The organism is Nostoc sp. JL33 (assembly GCF_017114985.1).
GTDB lineage: Bacteria > Cyanobacteriota > Cyanobacteriia > Cyanobacteriales > Nostocaceae > Nostoc.
The window spans coordinates 25,946-42,591 of record NZ_JABXKP010000026.1 but is presented as its reverse complement, the minus strand read 5'-3'; the positions used below and the strand labels follow the sequence as shown (position 1 = coordinate 42,591).

The following is a 16,646-nucleotide window of genomic DNA, read 5'->3' as shown; positions in this document are numbered from 1 at the left end:
AACGTATATGTGCATACAGACACCAAATCCTAAAAGAAAATAAAGAAACCTATCTTTCGCTCAACCAAATAATAGGATACTAATAGTAATAGCGGATACAAAAAAACGATTTTTATTCTCATCTAACTCATATTTGAGTGCATCTGAGTACAGCTTAATATATTGCCAAATATATTGATGGAATGTTTGCAAAGGCTTACAGGTAAAGTTTCTTGTAGCGAGTACATAAATTCTTAAACCCTGCCCCAAAAATACTAGTACCCCGATCATTAAATACTAGCGCCCCTACCCCAAGACCAATTTTAAACTTATGTTAAGTCGGGGTTTGGGCGTTTGAGTACAGCCTTAATCAATCCAATAAATCCAATCAGCATTGGGGTAACTGTCCAGTTGGAAGTCGCCTGATATAAGCATAAAAATAGCACATTGCTCTTTTACCAGACAGACATTACCGATGCAAGAGTTTTTAGACAGTATTAGCGATGTCTACGACGGGCTGCGCCTACGCCAGAATATCAAAACGCAGGATTCTGCACAAACATCTTTGCTGAAAAATTTACTCACAGGCGTTTTTTTTGAGCCATTATTGAGTGATTTTCGGATTATTTTTGAGCGCGATCCAGCAGCACGTAATTGGCTAGAAGTGGTGTTTTGCTACCCTGGATTGCACGCACTATGTTTGCATCGTCTTGCTCACTGGTTACATTGCCGAGGAGTGGGTTTTATCCCCCGATTAATTTCTCATTTGGGGCGATTTTTGACCGGAATTGAAATTCACCCAGGTGCAGAGATTGGTCAGGGTGTGTTTATCGACCACGGAATGGGTGTTGTCATTGGCGAAACTGCGATCGTCGGCGACTACACACTGATTTATCAGGATGTCACCCTTGGCGGAACTGGTAAAGAAAGTGGTAAGCGTCATCCGACAGTGGGCAAAAATGCAGTCATCGGGGCGGGTGCGAAAGTTTTAGGTAATCTGCAAATTGGCGATCGCGTCCGTATTGGTGCAGGTTCCATTGTCTTGCAGAATGTAAAGAGCGATCGCACAGTCGTGGGAATTCCTGGCCGAATTATTTCTCGGAATGAAAGCGCCAGCCTTTCTCCTTTAGAACATGAAAAGCTACCGGATGTGGAAGCAACCGTGATTCGTTCTTTGCTCTGGCGCATTGAACAACTCGAAAAACAACTGCAAACTTTAAGACAAGAGTTAGGAGTTAAGAGTTAGGAGTTAGTAATTATTCTCCCTGATCTCCCTCATCTACCCCATTCCCCACTGCCAAAATGAGAAAATTAAACGCCTCACAACTTAGTTCTGACCCTTTAGGCGATCAAGTTTTGCAGATTCCTTTGAGCGATCGCTGGCGAATCTATCACCGTTTGCAAGAGTTAAAAATTAATAGCTCTTGTCCTCCCGATGGTTCTTTACGAGTGCAAGTGAACAATTTGCTAGAAGTAATTCTAATTCGCAGTACAATTATGCAATTTTTTGCTTCTCGTCACGATTTATTAGAGTGGTTAGAGCGTTGCTGGCATTACAGCGATGAGTCTTGAAGTTTTTCATACCCCACTCCCCACTCCCCACTCCCCCTTTGTTCATAGATGCACAAAGCTCGAATAGATTTAGAAGTTGAAGCTACTGTACGCTAGCAGATTTTGTTGCAGACTGAGAAGGATTAATCGAGTTTTAGATTTTGTTTAGTCTACTAAATCTGAAATTCCCCTGACATATAGCAACAATTAAGAAGGCGAAATTACCAAATAAAATTGGAGTTTCTGATTTTTAATTATTTTCCAAATTAAGAAATTGAAAGTTCGATTATGGCGACTCGTAACAGAAATATAAAACTCCTCAATTTTTTGCACAATGAACTTGAACTTTCAAATGCCGATATTGCTGTAGCTCTGCGACACCGTGAATTAGAAAATGGCCCACTACCGATGCTCCTCTGGCAGTATGGTTTAGTTGACTTGGAGCAGCTAGGAAAGATTTTTGATTGGCTAGCAGAACAAAGTTAGCTAATTTTTACCGATTGCTTTGAGTAACATTACCTGTCTAAATTACACCCCAATGCTCTAGAAAATCTGAGGTTACTAAGATGATTACATCCTTAATTGCTGGATTCTGTGTTTTACTTTGTTCAGGATTTGCTAATAGTTATATTAGTTCCTTGCTAGTCGAACAAACTTCAACTGACATCGGTAAAACCGATTAGTAAATTATACATGGTTTTAGTTCCCTGCCATACAGATGTGATGCTAATAATTGGTTAATAATTAAGGATCATGTATCCTACATTATGAATTGTGATATTTTTAGCATTTACCATCACTAGGGTTTGTAGAGAGAAACGATATTAAGAATACTTCCAAGAGAGGGATATTTGCAATGAATCAAATCATAATTAATGACACTACATTACGTGATGGTGAACAAGCAGCAGGTGTTGCCTTTAACCTAGAAGAAAAAGTAGCGATCGCTAAATTTCTCGATGCCATTGGTATACCTGAATTAGAAGTCGGTATACCGGCAATGGGTGAGGAAGAAACACGAGCGATCGCCGCAATTTCTGACTTGGGTTTACAAGCAAAACTCCTGGGTTGGAACCGCGCTGTTATCTCAGATATTAAGGCTTCTATCGCTTGCGGTTTGAACCGGGTGCATATTGCCATTCCCGTTTCCGGTATCCAAATTGCCGCCAAATTTCACGGTCAATGGCGAGTAAGTTTGCAAAAACTCAAAGACTGTATCAGCTTCGCAGTCGATCAAGGTCTTTGGGTAGCAGTCGGCGGAGAAGATTCTTCCAGGGCTGATGAAAACTTCCTCTTAGATGTAGCGCTTTATGCTCAAGAATGGGGTGCATCGCGGTTCCGCTTCTGCGACACCGTAGGAGTTCTCGACCCCTTCACCACCTACACCAAGGTCAAACGGCTGGTTTCAGCTTTGATGATTCCCTTAGAAATCCACACCCACAATGATTTTGGTCTAGCAACTGCTAACGCTCTTGCGGGTATCAAAGCCGGAGCCTTATCGGTAAATACCACAGTCAACGGATTGGGTGAAAGGGCGGGGAATGCAGCATTAGAAGAAGTTGTCATGGCTATCAAACGCATCTACGGCGTTGATTTAGGCATTGACACTCCGAGTTTACTGGAACTGTCTCAACTAGTTGCAGCCGCATCAGGAGCTAGTGTACCACCGTGGAAAGCGATCGTTGGCGAAAATACCTTTGCTCACGAATCTGGCATTCATGCTCACGGAGTATTGCAAAACCCCATTACCTACGAACCATTTGCTCCTGAAGAGGTGGGTTGGGAACGGCGTTTAGTATTAGGTAAACATTCTGGACGGCATTTGGTTTCAAACTTGCTAGAGCAGCATGGAATTTTCTTGAACTCCCAAGAAACCCAATCTGTTTTAGACGCAGTGCGCCATCAATCGGTACAGAAAAAACGCAGCTTGACGACAGAAGAACTATTGAATTTGGTCAGAGAACAGAGGTACTCTCATGCGACGTGATGAATTAGAGCTAAACTTGCCACCTGCTTTTGAAATTGGTGAAAAAGTAAGAGTTCGTAAACTGTTGAAAAACGATGGTACTTTTCCTGGTAAGGAAGTTGGCCAAGTTTTAGTAAACAAGGGAGATATCGGCTACATAGCGAGTATCGGCACATATTTGCAGACTTCCTATATCTATGCTGTGCATTTCTTAGAAACAGGGTTCGTCGTCGGCTGTATGAAAAAAGAACTAGAATCTGTTGAGGAATCTCATGAAAGTAATGCTACGCATGAATGACGCCGGCACTTTAGTAGTCTACGTTGCTAAAAAAGACCTTGAAGAAGAAGTAGTCAAACAAACCGATGGAAATGATGGCAAGATTCTCACCCTAGCAAATGGTTGGGAATTGGAATTTCGTGATTTGCCAGAGAGAGCCAATTTACCCCAAACTGTAGAAGCTAAACGCCTCGCGTAAAAATAGTGGGGAGTGGGGAGTGAGGGAGATGAGGGAGAAATAACTAATGCCCAATTCCTAATTCCTAATTCCTAATTCCCAATTCCCTACTCCCTACTCCCCATTCCCTATTCCCTATTCCTAACTTTTTATCAATCATGGGTGACAAGTATTTGACCTTATCAGAATTGAACCTTGAGGGACAGTTACTAGGTTTTGTTGGTGGTGAACCAGGAAAATATAAATACATGCAATTGGCAGTTCCATCTGGAAATGTGGAAATTAAACTGCCTAAAGAGTTGCGTCATTCTCTAAGTTTATCCTTAGTTCCTGGTCAGCAAATTCGCGTTTGTGGTCATAGTAAACTAGACTCGCGCACAAGTAAAATTAAAATTAAAGCCTATCGGGTGACACCAATTGATGCGTGTCAAAATCAGGATTTACCACCTGAAACCAAAGCGAGGATTATGGTATGCCAAAAGGGCGGTTGCCTCAAGCGTGGTGGTAAAGGGTTATTATCAGAATTAGAAAAAACTTTGTGCGATCGCGGTTTGTTAGACAAAGTTACCATTGAACATACTAGTTGCCAAAAATGCTGTGGCAGCGCTCCCAACTGTGTTTTACAGCTTGGTAAAAAGAAATACAAGAATATTCATCCTGATGCGATCGCATCTTTGCTAGAAAGTCACTTAACAGAGTCATAACCTTCTCTAGCTATTCTTAAAATAATACGCAAGTTTGTAGGGGTAAAATTTTTACCCCTATTTGTTGTAAGTATTGTTTATGTAGCACCCTTGTCAAACTGCGATCGGCTAAGTTATAACTGCTGCAACGTTAGTTTGAAAAGTCTAATTTATTACTAGCTAGGCGACTATAAGTCACGGCTACACAGACAAAACCTGCCTCCGCAGGTTAAAAACTGTTGATTTTTTCTTAGTCCACGGAGGTGGACTTTGTTTGTGTAGCCGCGATTTCTAATCGCCCGGTATATTTGCAAAAGCGAGATGCACCTCCTAGTTATTGTGTATAAATTTTTTGGAATTACCTTAAATACTTAAAAATAAATGTCTTTGTTTACCAATTTACTTAATCTGCATTCAGGAAACAAACCGCGTGAAGATTTTTTTACTGAGATTGTTACTTATTTTTTATCCTTGAATAATGATATATTACTTGATTTTCTAAAACATCATTCAATCATTAGTGATGAAAATTATTCCAGCATCAAGATTTCAACTCAACAAGAACACAAAGGACTTGAAAGCCATCCAGATGATAGCAGACTTGATATTGCGGTTGAACTGTCAACTGGTTTAAATACAGATGTAATATTTATTGAATCAAAAGTTGGCGCTAAGGATGATAAGAATGCTTTAAAAAAATATGCTGAGATTTTGAGTAATTTACCAAATGTCAGACATCGAATTTTAATTTACATTACCCGTGATTATGACCCAAAAGATGAACTTTCTGAGCCAAAACCAGCAATCAAAGAATATTGCCTTGAGTTATCACCCAAGATAAATTTCTTCCAACTGAGGTGGTATCAGTTTTATAGCTTCCTAGAAAAACGCGCATTTGATATCTTAGCCAAAGAAATATTAATTTTTATGAGGGAAAATGGAATGTCTCACACAAATCAATTTTCATCAGTTGACTTATTGACAATGGTGAATTTCAACAAAACTCTCAATCTCATGCAATCAACTCTCAATGATGAAGTACAACACGAATTCAAGCTAGCTTTTGGGGGTGTCATCAAAGGCGCAGCAAGCATGACTCAATGGAGATGGAAAAGTAGATATATTATCTATACTAAGTTTTCAGGCGATAATTTTTGGTGTGGTCTTGGATACTTTAATTTAAATCCAGATAATTTAACGGAATATCCATATTTAGGTATATGTTTAGAAGTTTCTCATAGTTTTGGAGAACACTCAAAAATTATTAAATCCATGCAGAAAGTAATTAACGATAAACCCAATATATGGACTCCTGTTGATTTAGCAATTTTGCCAGCATGGTCAGCTATTTTTTATCAAAAAAGCCTACAAGAGTTTTTATCTGAAAAAGACCAGTTATCTGCTATTAAATTATTTTTCAAAGATTCAATAAAAGAATTAAAAACGGTTCAAGAACAATATTTTGACTTTCCTTGGAAGAGTGTAGGTATAGAAGCAGCTACAGAACCTGATGAAGAAGAAGAGCTAGATATTTTATCATCTTCTATCGGTGGAGTTGAATCAGTTACGACTATATTAAGATAAAAATAACTCTGCATTCTCGTAGTTGTTATGAGCCTTACAACTGCTAAACGCTTTACTATAGCTGAATATCACCGTCTAGCTGAACTCGGCTTCTTTGAGGAGAATCAGCGAGTTGAGCTAATTAAGGGTGAAATAATCCAGATGGCAGCAAAAGGTAAACCGCACTCTGTTTGTCAAACACGCCTAGATCGAGAATTATATAAGCTAGTAGGCGATCGCGCAACCCTGCGAGGACAACAACCAATTACTTTGTCTAACAACAGTGAGCCTGAACCAGATAGAGTAATTGCAAAAAATAGAGATGATGGCAGATAATTTTTTTAATTGTTTCGCAGCCCTATTAGAAATTTCTATTTGATAAGTCACGATTCTAATTCTTGTTTGTACTGTTCCCAAGTAATAGTAGGTTCATTTTCAGCTTCTTCAAAGGCTTTAATATCCTCTTGATCCTCAGATGACCAAATATCTAACAGTTCTAGAACATCTTCTAAAGTGTCTTCATAAGCTTGTTCTAGTCTTTGATTGATTGCTTTTAACAACTCTTGTCTTTTAGTTGTAGTTTCCATATATAATCCTGGAAATCTTCTAATGGCTCATCAAAGTCATCAGTATAACACAGATGTATCTAGAGTTTGCAGAATAACTAGCGACTTGTCTGCTTGGATTTTAAAAATGTTATGAGCGTTACCGAGATTGTTTAGAGAATTACCTGAGTAGTTTTTGTATTTGATAACTCACTGAGAGAAAAAATGCCCTTACTAGAAAGTAAGGGCATTGAAATTTAGTTATTTAATCTTTAGTAGGGAAATCTATAAAGCTTGGGATACTTTCGCTTAAGCTTTATCGAAAATTCCATTACTCCAGCGATCATTTTTTTTGATAAAAATGTAGTCTTTTATCGTGTCCATAATCACTGAAGATAAATCAAAGCCTATTGCCAATAGTCTCTACCCAATTGCTACGATGATTGATTTCTTGCGTCGCTTGCTACCAGCCAAGGCTAGACCGACGATTCCTAAACCAGTAAGAGCAGCAGGCTCAGGAGTCGATTTGAGAATAGTAGATTTACTGAATTCAAATGCAATGGTTTGTGTACCGTTGAATTTGTTGGCATCGTAGCCAGTGGTTAGCAACTGCTGCGTTACATTACCCTGTGCTAGAAACGAGATTCCATTAAGATAATTTCCAGATTGGATTACATTAAGATTAAATGTATTGTCCTTGCCATTATTAGTAAAGTAACTACTGGTCAAATCACCATAAGTGGCAACACCATTAGCTTTACTTACCTGACTTTCGTAAGAATTTCCTCCACCTGCCAAACCACCATATGTAGCAACAGTGTAGCCCTCTTTGACATCAGTAACTGTCTTTGCCTGAACACCACTATAAACACCTACTTGTTGTACCCCTGAAGCATTCACTGAAGAGAAGTGAATACCAAACAAATCCCCACTGCTCATAGCATTATCAAAGGTCTTACCGGCCATGTTGAAGAACAAATCACCATATCCAATCTGACCGCCTGTAGCACCCTGTTCAGCCTGTCCTGTTAACTTCATATTGCCATTGATGGCTACAATGATGCTGGTAGCAGTTTCTTTGATAGCCATACCAGAAATATCGTAGGGATTTACTGTCCCAGGTGCACCAACAACCCCGTAGTTTCCGTTCATCCCATCTTTGTTTGAATCAAATGCATACTGCCAGCCGTTAGCATCATTGGGGTTTTGGCCCACCAAAAGACCGGTAGTGTCGTTCAAACACTCCAAAGATATGCTAAATGCTGTTCCCTTTAAGTCGGATGCATATGCTCCTTGACCAGCCACAAAGAAGATTCCAAAAGTGGTAACGCCAACCTTGAGTAAATTGAATAAGCCGTGAGTTTTCATGTTTTATAAATTGATTCAGAGAATCACAATTTTCTGGACTTTTCTATTTTTAATTTGAATTACAAAAATAGAGAAGCGTGATTCTTCTTAAATATAATTTGGATAACTTAACGGGAATTTTATAACCCTCAAAAAACAAGTTACATATTTAGTTAAAATTGCTTTTATCTAACCCAATTATATTCAAGGTGAAATAGGAGCAAAACCATGTAGGTCTAGGAGTCTACGATTTTCTGCACCCATTTACTTAGATAGTTTTGAAACATTTTTGGGTTTGTGTAAGCTTAATAAACCATATCCGGACAGCATCTCCGTACAGGGCATCTAAACCCGCGATCGCTAGAAGTTTTTTCTCTGCATTGATCTACTTTATAAAATAATATTTGATTCTGATGAACACTTGGGCATTTACATTGCACTCTTGCTAGTTAAGGCAGTCAAGAGTCAGGGGTCGAAATCAATAAGCCTGCTGACGACTGACACCTTTATTCTGCTTCTTAGCTATAAAGATGCAACCCTCCTAATCAAATCAAACCTTCCATCGCGTGTTGCAAATCATTCGTTACATCAGCAACAGACTGCCTAGCAGCCAAACGATTCCCTTGATACGCCGGGTAGCGCTCAGAAATAGATATGGGTTCACCCACAGTTATTTTGACTTTTTGCTTGCCTAATTGCGGACGCCGCACAGCTTTCTCACCTTTGATTTTAGCGATCATTTGCCATAAAATTAAAGTCGTCTCTGCAAACCTTTCTACCGTTGGATTTTCACGAATATAATTACCAGAAACTGCCACAAAACTTTCTACTAAACGCATGTGCCACATCCGGGCATTCGCTTCTTCAGCAACGCGATCGCCTAAAGCTTTCTCTACAGCAGATATTCCTTTTGCATCCTTAAAATCTTCTCTAAATATATAATTCCAGCCAGCTTGTTCTACTCGCTGACATCGATCCCTTAAACTACCTTTTGACTGCAAATCAAAATACTGTTCGGATATTAGTAGCGCCGCATTCAATAAAGCTTGCAAACGAACTGCTAACGCTTCATTTCTATCTTCGATTTCTCCTACTGCTGTTTTGATATCTGGCAGCTTTAGATGATAAAAGCGAGTGTAAAATTTTTCCATCAACGAAAGCAAATGTTCTGCCAAAGTCAACAACCGGGGATAAAGCGACTCTATAGAAGCCTGTTCTGGTGCATTCACAGGTAAACCACTAGCCGCTTCCAATTCACTTAAAAGATTTGCGATCGCATTCCAAGGAGCATCAACGTAACTATATTTAATCCCAACTGGTACAATTAGAACCTGTTGGTCGCGTCCAGCTTTGTGCAAATCTTCAGCACACCAAAAGCCTAATTGGGCGATACCAGGTTCTAGGGGGCTAATATTCTCCGATAAACCATTGGTAGCACCCTCTGGCGCAGCTGCCATCGGGAATTTACCATTGGCGAACAAGTCACGCGCCGAACGTAACCCTGTCCAGTCAGCTTTACCGCGCTGAATCGGAGTACCACCTAAACGAGAAGCAATCCAGCCGACGTAGGAACCTGCCCATAGAGGAATGCCGCGATCGTAGATAAAATGAGCGTGAATGGGAAGTTGTAGTGCTGTACCTTGCGATCGCGCTACCTTTGGCACAAGTTGAGAAAACAAGTAGCTTAAACAAAATGGATCATCTGTTTTAGGATGACGAAATGCCAACATAAAACGGATATTACCTTCCTGAAACTGGCGATAGAGATCCACCAGAACTTCTACGTTGTCTGCTTCAATTTGGGTAATAGGTGTTTGCCAGTTAATGTAAGTTGGTAGTAAAAGCTGAACAACTCGTAGAAATAAGGGGTTAAACGCCGGAGGAATAAATTCTAAGGGTGGCTGTGCTTGATAAATTACATCTGCCAAAGTAGTTTTCTCCTAAAGGGAATGGGGAGTGGGGAGTAGGGAGTGGGGAATGGGGGATGAGGAAGATGAGGGAGAATAACCAATGCCCTATGCTTACAAGTAAAAATGAAAAAGAAATAACACTGTGTACTTTGTACTTCATCCTTAATACTTCATACTTTAGTTGACATAGAAATTAGTGATCAAAGAAAGGCTATAAACGATGCGACTGTCACAAATGTTATTCGTTACACTCCGGGATGATCCAGCTGATGCTGAGATTCCCAGCCATAAATTATTACTCCGTGCGGGTTACATTCGTCGCATCGGTAGCGGTATTTATGCTTATCTACCGCTAATGTGGCGGGTACTACAAAAAGTTTCCCAGATTGTGCGGGAAGAAATGAACGCTACAGGCGCACAAGAATGTCTCCTACCACAATTACAACCGGCTGATTTATGGAAGGAATCGGGACGCTGGGACACTTACACCAAAGCTGAAGGGATTATGTTTTCCCTAATTGACCGCCGTGAGCAACAATTAGGATTAGGCCCAACTCATGAAGAAGTAATTACAACGATCGCTCGTGATATGATTCGCTCTTATCGCCAGCTACCACAGCATCTCTACCAAATTCAAACCAAATTCCGCGATGAAATTCGTCCCCGCTTTGGTTTAATGCGCGGACGGGAGTTTATCATGAAGGATGGCTACTCCTTCCATGCCGATGAAGCCAGCCTCAAAGAAACTTACCAGGATATGTATAAAGCCTACAGCAATATCTTGCGGCGTTCTGGTTTAGCTTTTCGGGCGGTAGAAGCTGATTCTGGTGCAATTGGTGGTTCTGGTTCCACAGAATTTATGGTTTTGGCGGAAGCTGGTGAAGATGAAGTTCTCTACACTGAGGATGGTAATTACGCGGCTAACGTAGAAAAGGCTGTTTCTTTACCAATCGACGCTGAAACCTCACGGTTTACAACCTATGAAAAACGCGCTACACCTGGAACAGAAACGATTGAAAAGGTCTGTCAACTCCTCAACTGTTCTCCGACTCAATTAGTAAAAAATGTCCTTTATCAGACAGTTTATGATAATGGTATAACCGTGTTAGTTTTGGTGAGCATCCGAGGCGATCAGGAAGTTAATCAAGTCAAGTTGCAAAATGAATTGACCAAATTGGCTTCTGAGTATGGTGCTAAAACTATTATTAGTTTGGATGTACCAAATGTAGAAGCCCAGCTTGCATGGACAGCGAAATCTCTACCTTTAGGCTACATTGCGCCAGACATCGCAGATGAGTATATTACCGCCAAAAAACAGATCCATCCCAAGTTTTTGCGCTTGGTGGATCAAACAGCCGTTGATTTAAAAAACTTTGTTACAGGGGCGAATGAAGCTGGCTATCACGTAGTTGGTGCTAATTGGGGTGAGCAAGTTAAACTACCAGAGCAAGTAGTAGATATACGGAAGGCAAGACCAGGCGATCGCGCCATCCATAACCCAGAACAAACTCTCTTCAGTGCCCGTGGAATCGAAGCAGGTCACATCTTCCAATTAGGCACTAAATATTCCCAAGCGATGGGAGCAACTTATACCAATGAACAGGGTGAAGAAAAGCCGCTAGTTATGGGTTGTTTTGGCATAGGCGTGTCACGATTGGCACAAGCTGCCGTAGAGCAATCTTACGATAAAGATGGGATTATTTGGCCAGTTGCGATCGCACCCTATCACGCGATCGTCACAATTCCTAACATAAAGGATGCTCAACAAGTCGAAATCGCCCAAAAACTTTACACAGAACTCAATCAAGCGGGAATTGAAACCCTACTAGATGACCGCGATGAACGTGCTGGAGTCAAATTTAAAGATGCTGACTTGATTGGCATACCTTATCGAATTGTAACCGGACGTGCGATCGCTAATGGCAAAGTTGAAGTTGTAGAAAGAGCAACTCGGAAATCGCAAGAAATTGTCATTGATGAAGTTACAACTACACTTCATAAGTGGATTACCGCCGCCATTCAGGTAAAAAATTAAACGCAAACATTTACGCAGAGGAATAAATACTTTACTCCGCGTTCCTCTGCGTTGTAAATTTAATCTTCAGTCATCTCCACAAAGAAAGAGATTTACATAATTTGGTAGGTGACGGACTAGAAATAAAAATTCTAAAATTGAAGTCAGCGACTTACACGAATAATGCATTTTAAGGCATAAAGTCTCCTCCAGGTTGTGGGAAACTCTCTACTTGTAAGTATCGTCTTTAACCAGGCTGCTCCTCACATAACTACCATATCAGCCCTCAGTCAGGAAGGTTTTGAACATGAAAGACCAACAAGGATCTAATCGTATTTCTTCAGGCGTAATTGCAGCCGTCTCAGCAGCGGTTGTAGCGGTGGGTGGCGGTGTAGCTTTGTTTACTTCACACTCCAGCAATACTCCCACGCCGTCAAATTCTTCTGCGCGAATCGTTCAGCCAGCACAGCCATCAACTAAGCAGCCAGGTAATGAGCAAACTGCTAACGTTTATTGGCTCACACCAAAAGACAAAAATGTTGCTTTAGTTCCCCAGCCTGTTAAAGTAGCTTCTGTACAGCCCAACCAGGCTTTAGAAGCAGCTTTCCAAAGTTTATTAGCAGGCCCAAAAGCAGGGACAGATTCTACTACGACCATCCCCAAAGCAACCAAACTGTTGGGGTTGAAAGCGGAAAATGATGAGGTTCACGTTAATTTATCTGAAGATTTTACCAGTGGGGGTGGTAGCACCTCAATGATGGGTCGCGTGGGACAAGTTGTTTATACTGCGACAACTTTAAATCCAAAAGCCAAGGTGTACATTGACGTGAACGGCAAACCGTTGGATGTTTTAGGCGGTGAGGGTGTAGAGTTACAACAACCGCTAACTCGTGAACAGTTTCAGAAAGATTATCCGCTTTAAAAAAGTTAGGAGTAGAGACGCGATTAATCGCGTCTGTGCAGGAGTGAGGAGTTTTAATTCATAACTCATAACTCATAACTCATAACTCTCTTAGAATTAGCGATTACTATTTAACACACGAAAGTTACGGGCTTGCTGTTCTAACCTTGTGGCGAGACGATCGCAAACCCGATTACACAAATCAAAAATCATTTCATCTTCCACCCGGTAATAGGCGCAAGTTCCTTCACTGCGGCGGCTAAGGATGCCTGCTTGCCACATTACCTTCAGGTGCTTTGACACATTTGCCTGAGAAGTCTGTGTTGCCTCTACCAACTCTTGCACGCATTTTTCTTCATCCCGTAATAAGTGTAGCAGCCGCAAGCGCATCGGCTCACTTAACAGGCTGAAGTATTCAGCTACTTGTTGCACCACTTCTGGTGGTAAAGGCAACGTTTGTTTCATCAGGATTAACCCGCAAGGACTGAAAGTTTTAACGATGACTCATTTCATATATACATTAATACTTAATCAGGGTTAATTCGCATCAAAGGTTGACCATATTCTACAGCGTCACCATTTTGGAGGAGAATTTCCATCACCTGTCCAGAGACTTCGGCTTCAATTTCATTCATCAGCTTCATCGCCTCAATGATACAGACTGTTTGACCCTTGCGGACGCGATCGCCCACTTCCACAAATGCCACTTCCCCCGGCGCAGGAGCGCGATAAAACGTCCCTACCATTGGGGAAGGCACTTCTACTAATCTCTGGTCAATGATTGAGGGGGCATTTACTGACAACTGCAATTGTGTGCCAGTTCCAGCATTATCAAACGCGCGACCTGTGGACACCTCCGTTACCTGACTTGGGGCCCCCTGGTTTCCCAAAGATGAACCCGATGTCAAGCCCGAACCTACCACACCGCCCAAGGTCGCTTGACCTACCGACAACACCTGATTGCTGATGCTCACAGCCTTACGGACTGTTAGTTCAAAGTCATTGCTTTTGAGCGTAACTTCTGCAATATCTGTTTGGGCGATAGTTGCCAGTAGTTGGCGGATTTCATTAAAGTCCAATGGCACAGTTTTTATTACCTCGACCTATCCGTAAATTAGCATTTTAAGTGTGGCAGGGATTTAATCCCTATGTAGGGATTTAAATCGGGAGCAAGCATCTCCGTAGAGATGAAAGTTATTCCCTGCTGATATATTTATCTTCCTGAGTATCAATTCGGATGCGTTCTCCTTGGGTGATAAACAAAGGAACCATCACAATTGCACCAGTTTCCACAGTTGCTGGTTTTGAGCCACCCGTGGCAGTGTCACCTTTTACACCTGGATCTGTTTGGATAACTTCCAGAGTCACAGACTTAGGCAATTCTACTCCCAGCACCTGTTCGCCCCACCGGATAACTTCCGCTTCCATACCTTCCTTGAGGTATTTGACGCGATCGCCAATTTGTGCGCGGGTTAATCTGCCTTCTTCGTATGTTTCCATATCCATAAAGACAAACTCATCGCCCTCTTTATAGGTATGTTGCATCGTGCTTTTTTCTAAGGTGGCTTGCGGTAGCGTTTCCCCTGCTCGGAACGTTTTTTCAATCACGCTCCCACTTTGGACATTTCTCAGTTTGGTTCTGACAAAGGCGGAACCTTTGCCTGGCTTAACGTGGAGGAATTCGATCACTCGCCATACAGACCCATCTAATACAATTGAAACACCGGGTCGAAAGTCGTTACTGGAGATCATGAAACTTTCAAATTTTGGAAGACAATCGGCATTTATTGTACCCTTCTAGGGTCGTCATTGGGCATAAGTCATTAGTTAGTTGTCATTTATCATTAGTCATTTGTCCTTCACCCCTCTGCCTCTTTGTTCTACTCAGCACCTAACATGGGAAGATTATTGATGGGTTACGTCCAGTCAACAATTCAATGCTGCATTTGAGTTATCCCATGCTTAACTTATTAAAATCCTGGCTGAAGAACAGCCTAATGGCAATACTGCTGGTAACAATATTTTTAGGCATAACTACAGCTGGGTGGACTCCCTCCAGTAGTGCCGCACTACCAGCCGGCAATGCAATTACCGACGGCAAAGCTTTGTTGCGGTATGCACTCCCGATAGACAACAAACCTGTGCGGCAACTACAAGCCAGTTTAGAGGACATTTCTGCCCAACTGCGGGCGAATCGGCGCTGGAGTGCTATTTCCAAAGACATCAGCAAAGCATCCCGCATTCTCGATAAACCCTCCCAAATCTTAACAAGCGTTCCCGAAGAACGCCAACCCCAAGCCGAAGCTTGGATTACCGAGTTGAAATCTGGGGTGGATAAATTGCAAGAATTGGCGAACAGCAAAGATAAAGAACAAATTCTGCAAGATAGAGGTAAACTGCTGAATCTCGTTACTCAGCTAGAAGAGTCTATGGTGAGACAATTCCCCTTTGAAGTGCCTCCCCAGTATAGTAACCTGCCGCAACTTAAAGGTCGTGCCACTGTAGAATTCAAAACTAACAAAGGCGATTTGACCCTTGTAGTAGACGGTTACAGCGCCCCTGTCACTGCTGGGAATTTTGTAGATTTGGTACAGAGGGGTTTTTATAATGGTTTAGAATTTACCCGTTCTGAAGAATCTTACTTTCTCCAAACTGGAGATCCAGAAGGTAAAGAGGTCGGTTTCATTGACCCAACAACGGGCAAATATCGCGCCATTCCTTTAGAAGTTTTAGTTAAGGGCGATAAAGCACCTACCTATGGCATTACTTTAGAAGAAGCCGGTCGTTACGTTGATATGCCAGTTCTGCCTTTCTCTGCCTTTGGTGCAGTGGTGATGGCTCGTCCCGAAAGTGAAGTGAATGGTGGATCTTCGCAATTCTTCTTCTTCCTCTTTGAACCAGAACTCACCCCCGCCGGACGCAACCTATTAGATGGTCGCTATGCCGTTTTTGGCTATCTCACCGAAGGCAAAGAAGTTTTGGATAAACTGAAGGCTGGTGACAAAATTGAATCAGCAAAAGTCGTTCAGGGAATAGAAAATCTGGTTGAGCCGCAAGCTGCATAAGAAGGGAGCAGGGGGAGATGAGGGAGATGAGGGAGAATAATTACTAACTTTTAACTCCTGTACAGACGCGATTAATCGCGTCTCCCCTAACTCAGATTCCCGGCGGTGAATATCTGATCAACTGTAATCGTTAATTCTGGAAAAGTCCGTGATCCAATTTGCTGATTGGTTGTAAAAACTGTTTCTTCGTATAATCCATCTTCCAGTAGTAACACTGAAATTTTCGCTTCGAGTGGATCTACAATCCAATATTCAGGAACCTCTAAGGCCGCATATTCAGATCGCTTATGGCGATAGTCCCGTTTCACCGATTCTGGACTGACCACCTCGACAATTAGTAACGGGGGTGACTCAAATACTGCTGAGGAATTTAATAATTCTCTGGCTTGTTCCACTGTCACTACACACAGATCAGTCAACCTAGATTTATTTCTCCCCGTTCTCACCCCACTTTCCCGAAAACACAGCCAAGTAGAGTTACAACGTTTGATTTCTGCTTTCAAGGCAGTATCCAAAAAATCGACAATCAAGAAATGTTGAATAGTAGGTGGGTTCATTAGCTCTAGCTTGCCATCCACCAGTTCATAATGGGAACCGTTACCATCATCATAGGCTAAGTACTCCTCAAAGGTGATGCTGGTTACTGGTGTACTGACCATCCCAACTG

18 protein-coding genes and 1 pseudogene are annotated in these 16,646 nt (G+C 41.7%); 12 read left to right on the top strand and 7 right to left on the bottom strand.

Annotation, left to right across the window (positions count from 1 at the left end):
- The first annotated feature begins 454 nt into the window (after positions 1-454).
- The 9 genes and pseudogenes from cysE to HWQ23_RS06100 all read left to right on the top strand — a co-directional run.
- On the top strand, positions 455-1,225 hold the full coding sequence (gene cysE / locus HWQ23_RS06140) for a serine O-acetyltransferase (protein WP_292825022.1): 771 nt from the start codon (positions 455-457) through the stop codon (positions 1,223-1,225).
- Between the two features lie 56 nt (positions 1,226-1,281).
- Complete coding sequence (locus HWQ23_RS06135) at positions 1,282-1,551, top strand: Asr1405/Asl0597 family protein (RefSeq protein WP_292825020.1); 270 nt, start codon at positions 1,282-1,284, stop codon at positions 1,549-1,551.
- A gap of 267 nt (positions 1,552-1,818) precedes the next feature.
- Positions 1,819-2,016: a DUF2949 domain-containing protein gene (locus HWQ23_RS06130; protein WP_292795422.1), complete on the top strand. Its 198-nt coding sequence runs from the start codon at positions 1,819-1,821 to the stop codon at positions 2,014-2,016.
- Positions 2,017-2,386: 370 nt separating this feature from the next.
- Positions 2,387-3,517: a homocitrate synthase gene (nifV, locus tag HWQ23_RS06125; protein WP_292825018.1), complete on the top strand. Its 1,131-nt coding sequence runs from the start codon at positions 2,387-2,389 to the stop codon at positions 3,515-3,517.
- Positions 3,507-3,794 (top strand): nitrogen fixation protein NifZ, encoded by a 288-nt coding sequence (locus HWQ23_RS06120; RefSeq protein WP_292825015.1) that lies wholly within the window; start codon positions 3,507-3,509, stop codon positions 3,792-3,794. Before nifV ends, HWQ23_RS06120 begins: the two co-directional genes overlap by 11 nt.
- Positions 3,769-3,972 (top strand): putative nitrogen fixation protein NifT, encoded by a 204-nt coding sequence (gene nifT / locus HWQ23_RS06115; RefSeq protein ID WP_292825012.1) that lies wholly within the window; start codon positions 3,769-3,771, stop codon positions 3,970-3,972. Before HWQ23_RS06120 ends, nifT begins: the two co-directional genes overlap by 26 nt.
- A gap of 137 nt (positions 3,973-4,109) precedes the next feature.
- A complete protein-coding gene (locus HWQ23_RS06110; protein ID WP_292825010.1) occupies positions 4,110-4,655 on the top strand; it encodes a (2Fe-2S) ferredoxin domain-containing protein in 546 nt (181 codons plus the stop codon).
- A 360-nt stretch (positions 4,656-5,015) separates the two neighbouring features.
- Complete coding sequence (locus HWQ23_RS06105; RefSeq protein WP_292825008.1) at positions 5,016-6,218, top strand: PD-(D/E)XK nuclease family protein; 1,203 nt, start codon at positions 5,016-5,018, stop codon at positions 6,216-6,218.
- 27 nt (positions 6,219-6,245) lie between these two features.
- A pseudogene (locus tag HWQ23_RS06100) lies at positions 6,246-6,524 on the top strand (Uma2 family endonuclease); the annotation flags it as partial.
- Between the two features lie 56 nt (positions 6,525-6,580).
- Here HWQ23_RS06100 and HWQ23_RS06095 read toward each other — a convergent pair.
- The 3 genes from HWQ23_RS06095 to HWQ23_RS06085 form a co-directional block, all read right to left on the bottom strand.
- Positions 6,581-6,784, bottom strand: coding sequence for a hypothetical protein (locus tag HWQ23_RS06095; RefSeq protein ID WP_292825005.1), 204 nt, complete (start codon positions 6,782-6,784; stop codon positions 6,581-6,583).
- Between the two features lie 381 nt (positions 6,785-7,165).
- Positions 7,166-8,110, bottom strand: coding sequence for an XDD3 family exosortase-dependent surface protein (locus HWQ23_RS06090; RefSeq protein WP_292825002.1), 945 nt, complete (start codon positions 8,108-8,110; stop codon positions 7,166-7,168).
- 524 nt (positions 8,111-8,634) lie between these two features.
- A complete protein-coding gene (locus tag HWQ23_RS06085; protein ID WP_292825000.1) occupies positions 8,635-10,017 on the bottom strand; it encodes a lysophospholipid acyltransferase family protein in 1,383 nt (460 codons plus the stop codon).
- A 202-nt stretch (positions 10,018-10,219) separates the two neighbouring features.
- On the opposite strand from HWQ23_RS06085, the gene HWQ23_RS06080 reads away from it, so the two are divergent.
- Together HWQ23_RS06080 and HWQ23_RS06075 are read left to right on the top strand one after the other, a co-directional pair.
- The gene (locus HWQ23_RS06080) at positions 10,220-12,034 is read left to right on the top strand and encodes a proline--tRNA ligase (RefSeq protein ID WP_292824997.1); all 1,815 of its coding nucleotides are present in this window, start codon (positions 10,220-10,222) and stop codon (positions 12,032-12,034) included.
- A gap of 286 nt (positions 12,035-12,320) precedes the next feature.
- Positions 12,321-12,935 (top strand): GerMN domain-containing protein, encoded by a 615-nt coding sequence (locus HWQ23_RS06075; protein WP_292824994.1) that lies wholly within the window; start codon positions 12,321-12,323, stop codon positions 12,933-12,935.
- Between the two features lie 96 nt (positions 12,936-13,031).
- On the opposite strand, the gene HWQ23_RS06070 is transcribed toward HWQ23_RS06075, so the two are convergent.
- The 3 genes from HWQ23_RS06070 to efp form a co-directional block, all read right to left on the bottom strand.
- Complete coding sequence (locus HWQ23_RS06070; RefSeq protein WP_292824991.1) at positions 13,032-13,379, bottom strand: ArsR/SmtB family transcription factor; 348 nt, start codon at positions 13,377-13,379, stop codon at positions 13,032-13,034.
- Positions 13,380-13,441: 62 nt separating this feature from the next.
- A complete protein-coding gene (accB, locus tag HWQ23_RS06065) occupies positions 13,442-13,999 on the bottom strand; it encodes an acetyl-CoA carboxylase biotin carboxyl carrier protein (RefSeq protein WP_292824988.1) in 558 nt (185 codons plus the stop codon).
- A gap of 109 nt (positions 14,000-14,108) precedes the next feature.
- Positions 14,109-14,666, bottom strand: a complete 558-nt coding sequence (efp, locus tag HWQ23_RS06060; protein WP_292824985.1) for an elongation factor P — start codon at positions 14,664-14,666, stop codon at positions 14,109-14,111.
- A gap of 206 nt (positions 14,667-14,872) precedes the next feature.
- Here efp and HWQ23_RS06055 point away from each other — a divergent pair, with 206 nt between their 5' ends.
- Positions 14,873-15,979 (top strand): peptidylprolyl isomerase, encoded by a 1,107-nt coding sequence (locus tag HWQ23_RS06055; RefSeq protein ID WP_292824982.1) that lies wholly within the window; start codon positions 14,873-14,875, stop codon positions 15,977-15,979.
- Between the two features lie 86 nt (positions 15,980-16,065).
- On the opposite strand, the gene HWQ23_RS06050 is transcribed toward HWQ23_RS06055, so the two are convergent.
- A complete protein-coding gene (locus tag HWQ23_RS06050; protein WP_292824979.1) occupies positions 16,066-16,638 on the bottom strand; it encodes a Uma2 family endonuclease in 573 nt (190 codons plus the stop codon).
- Positions 16,639-16,646 lie beyond the last annotated feature (8 nt).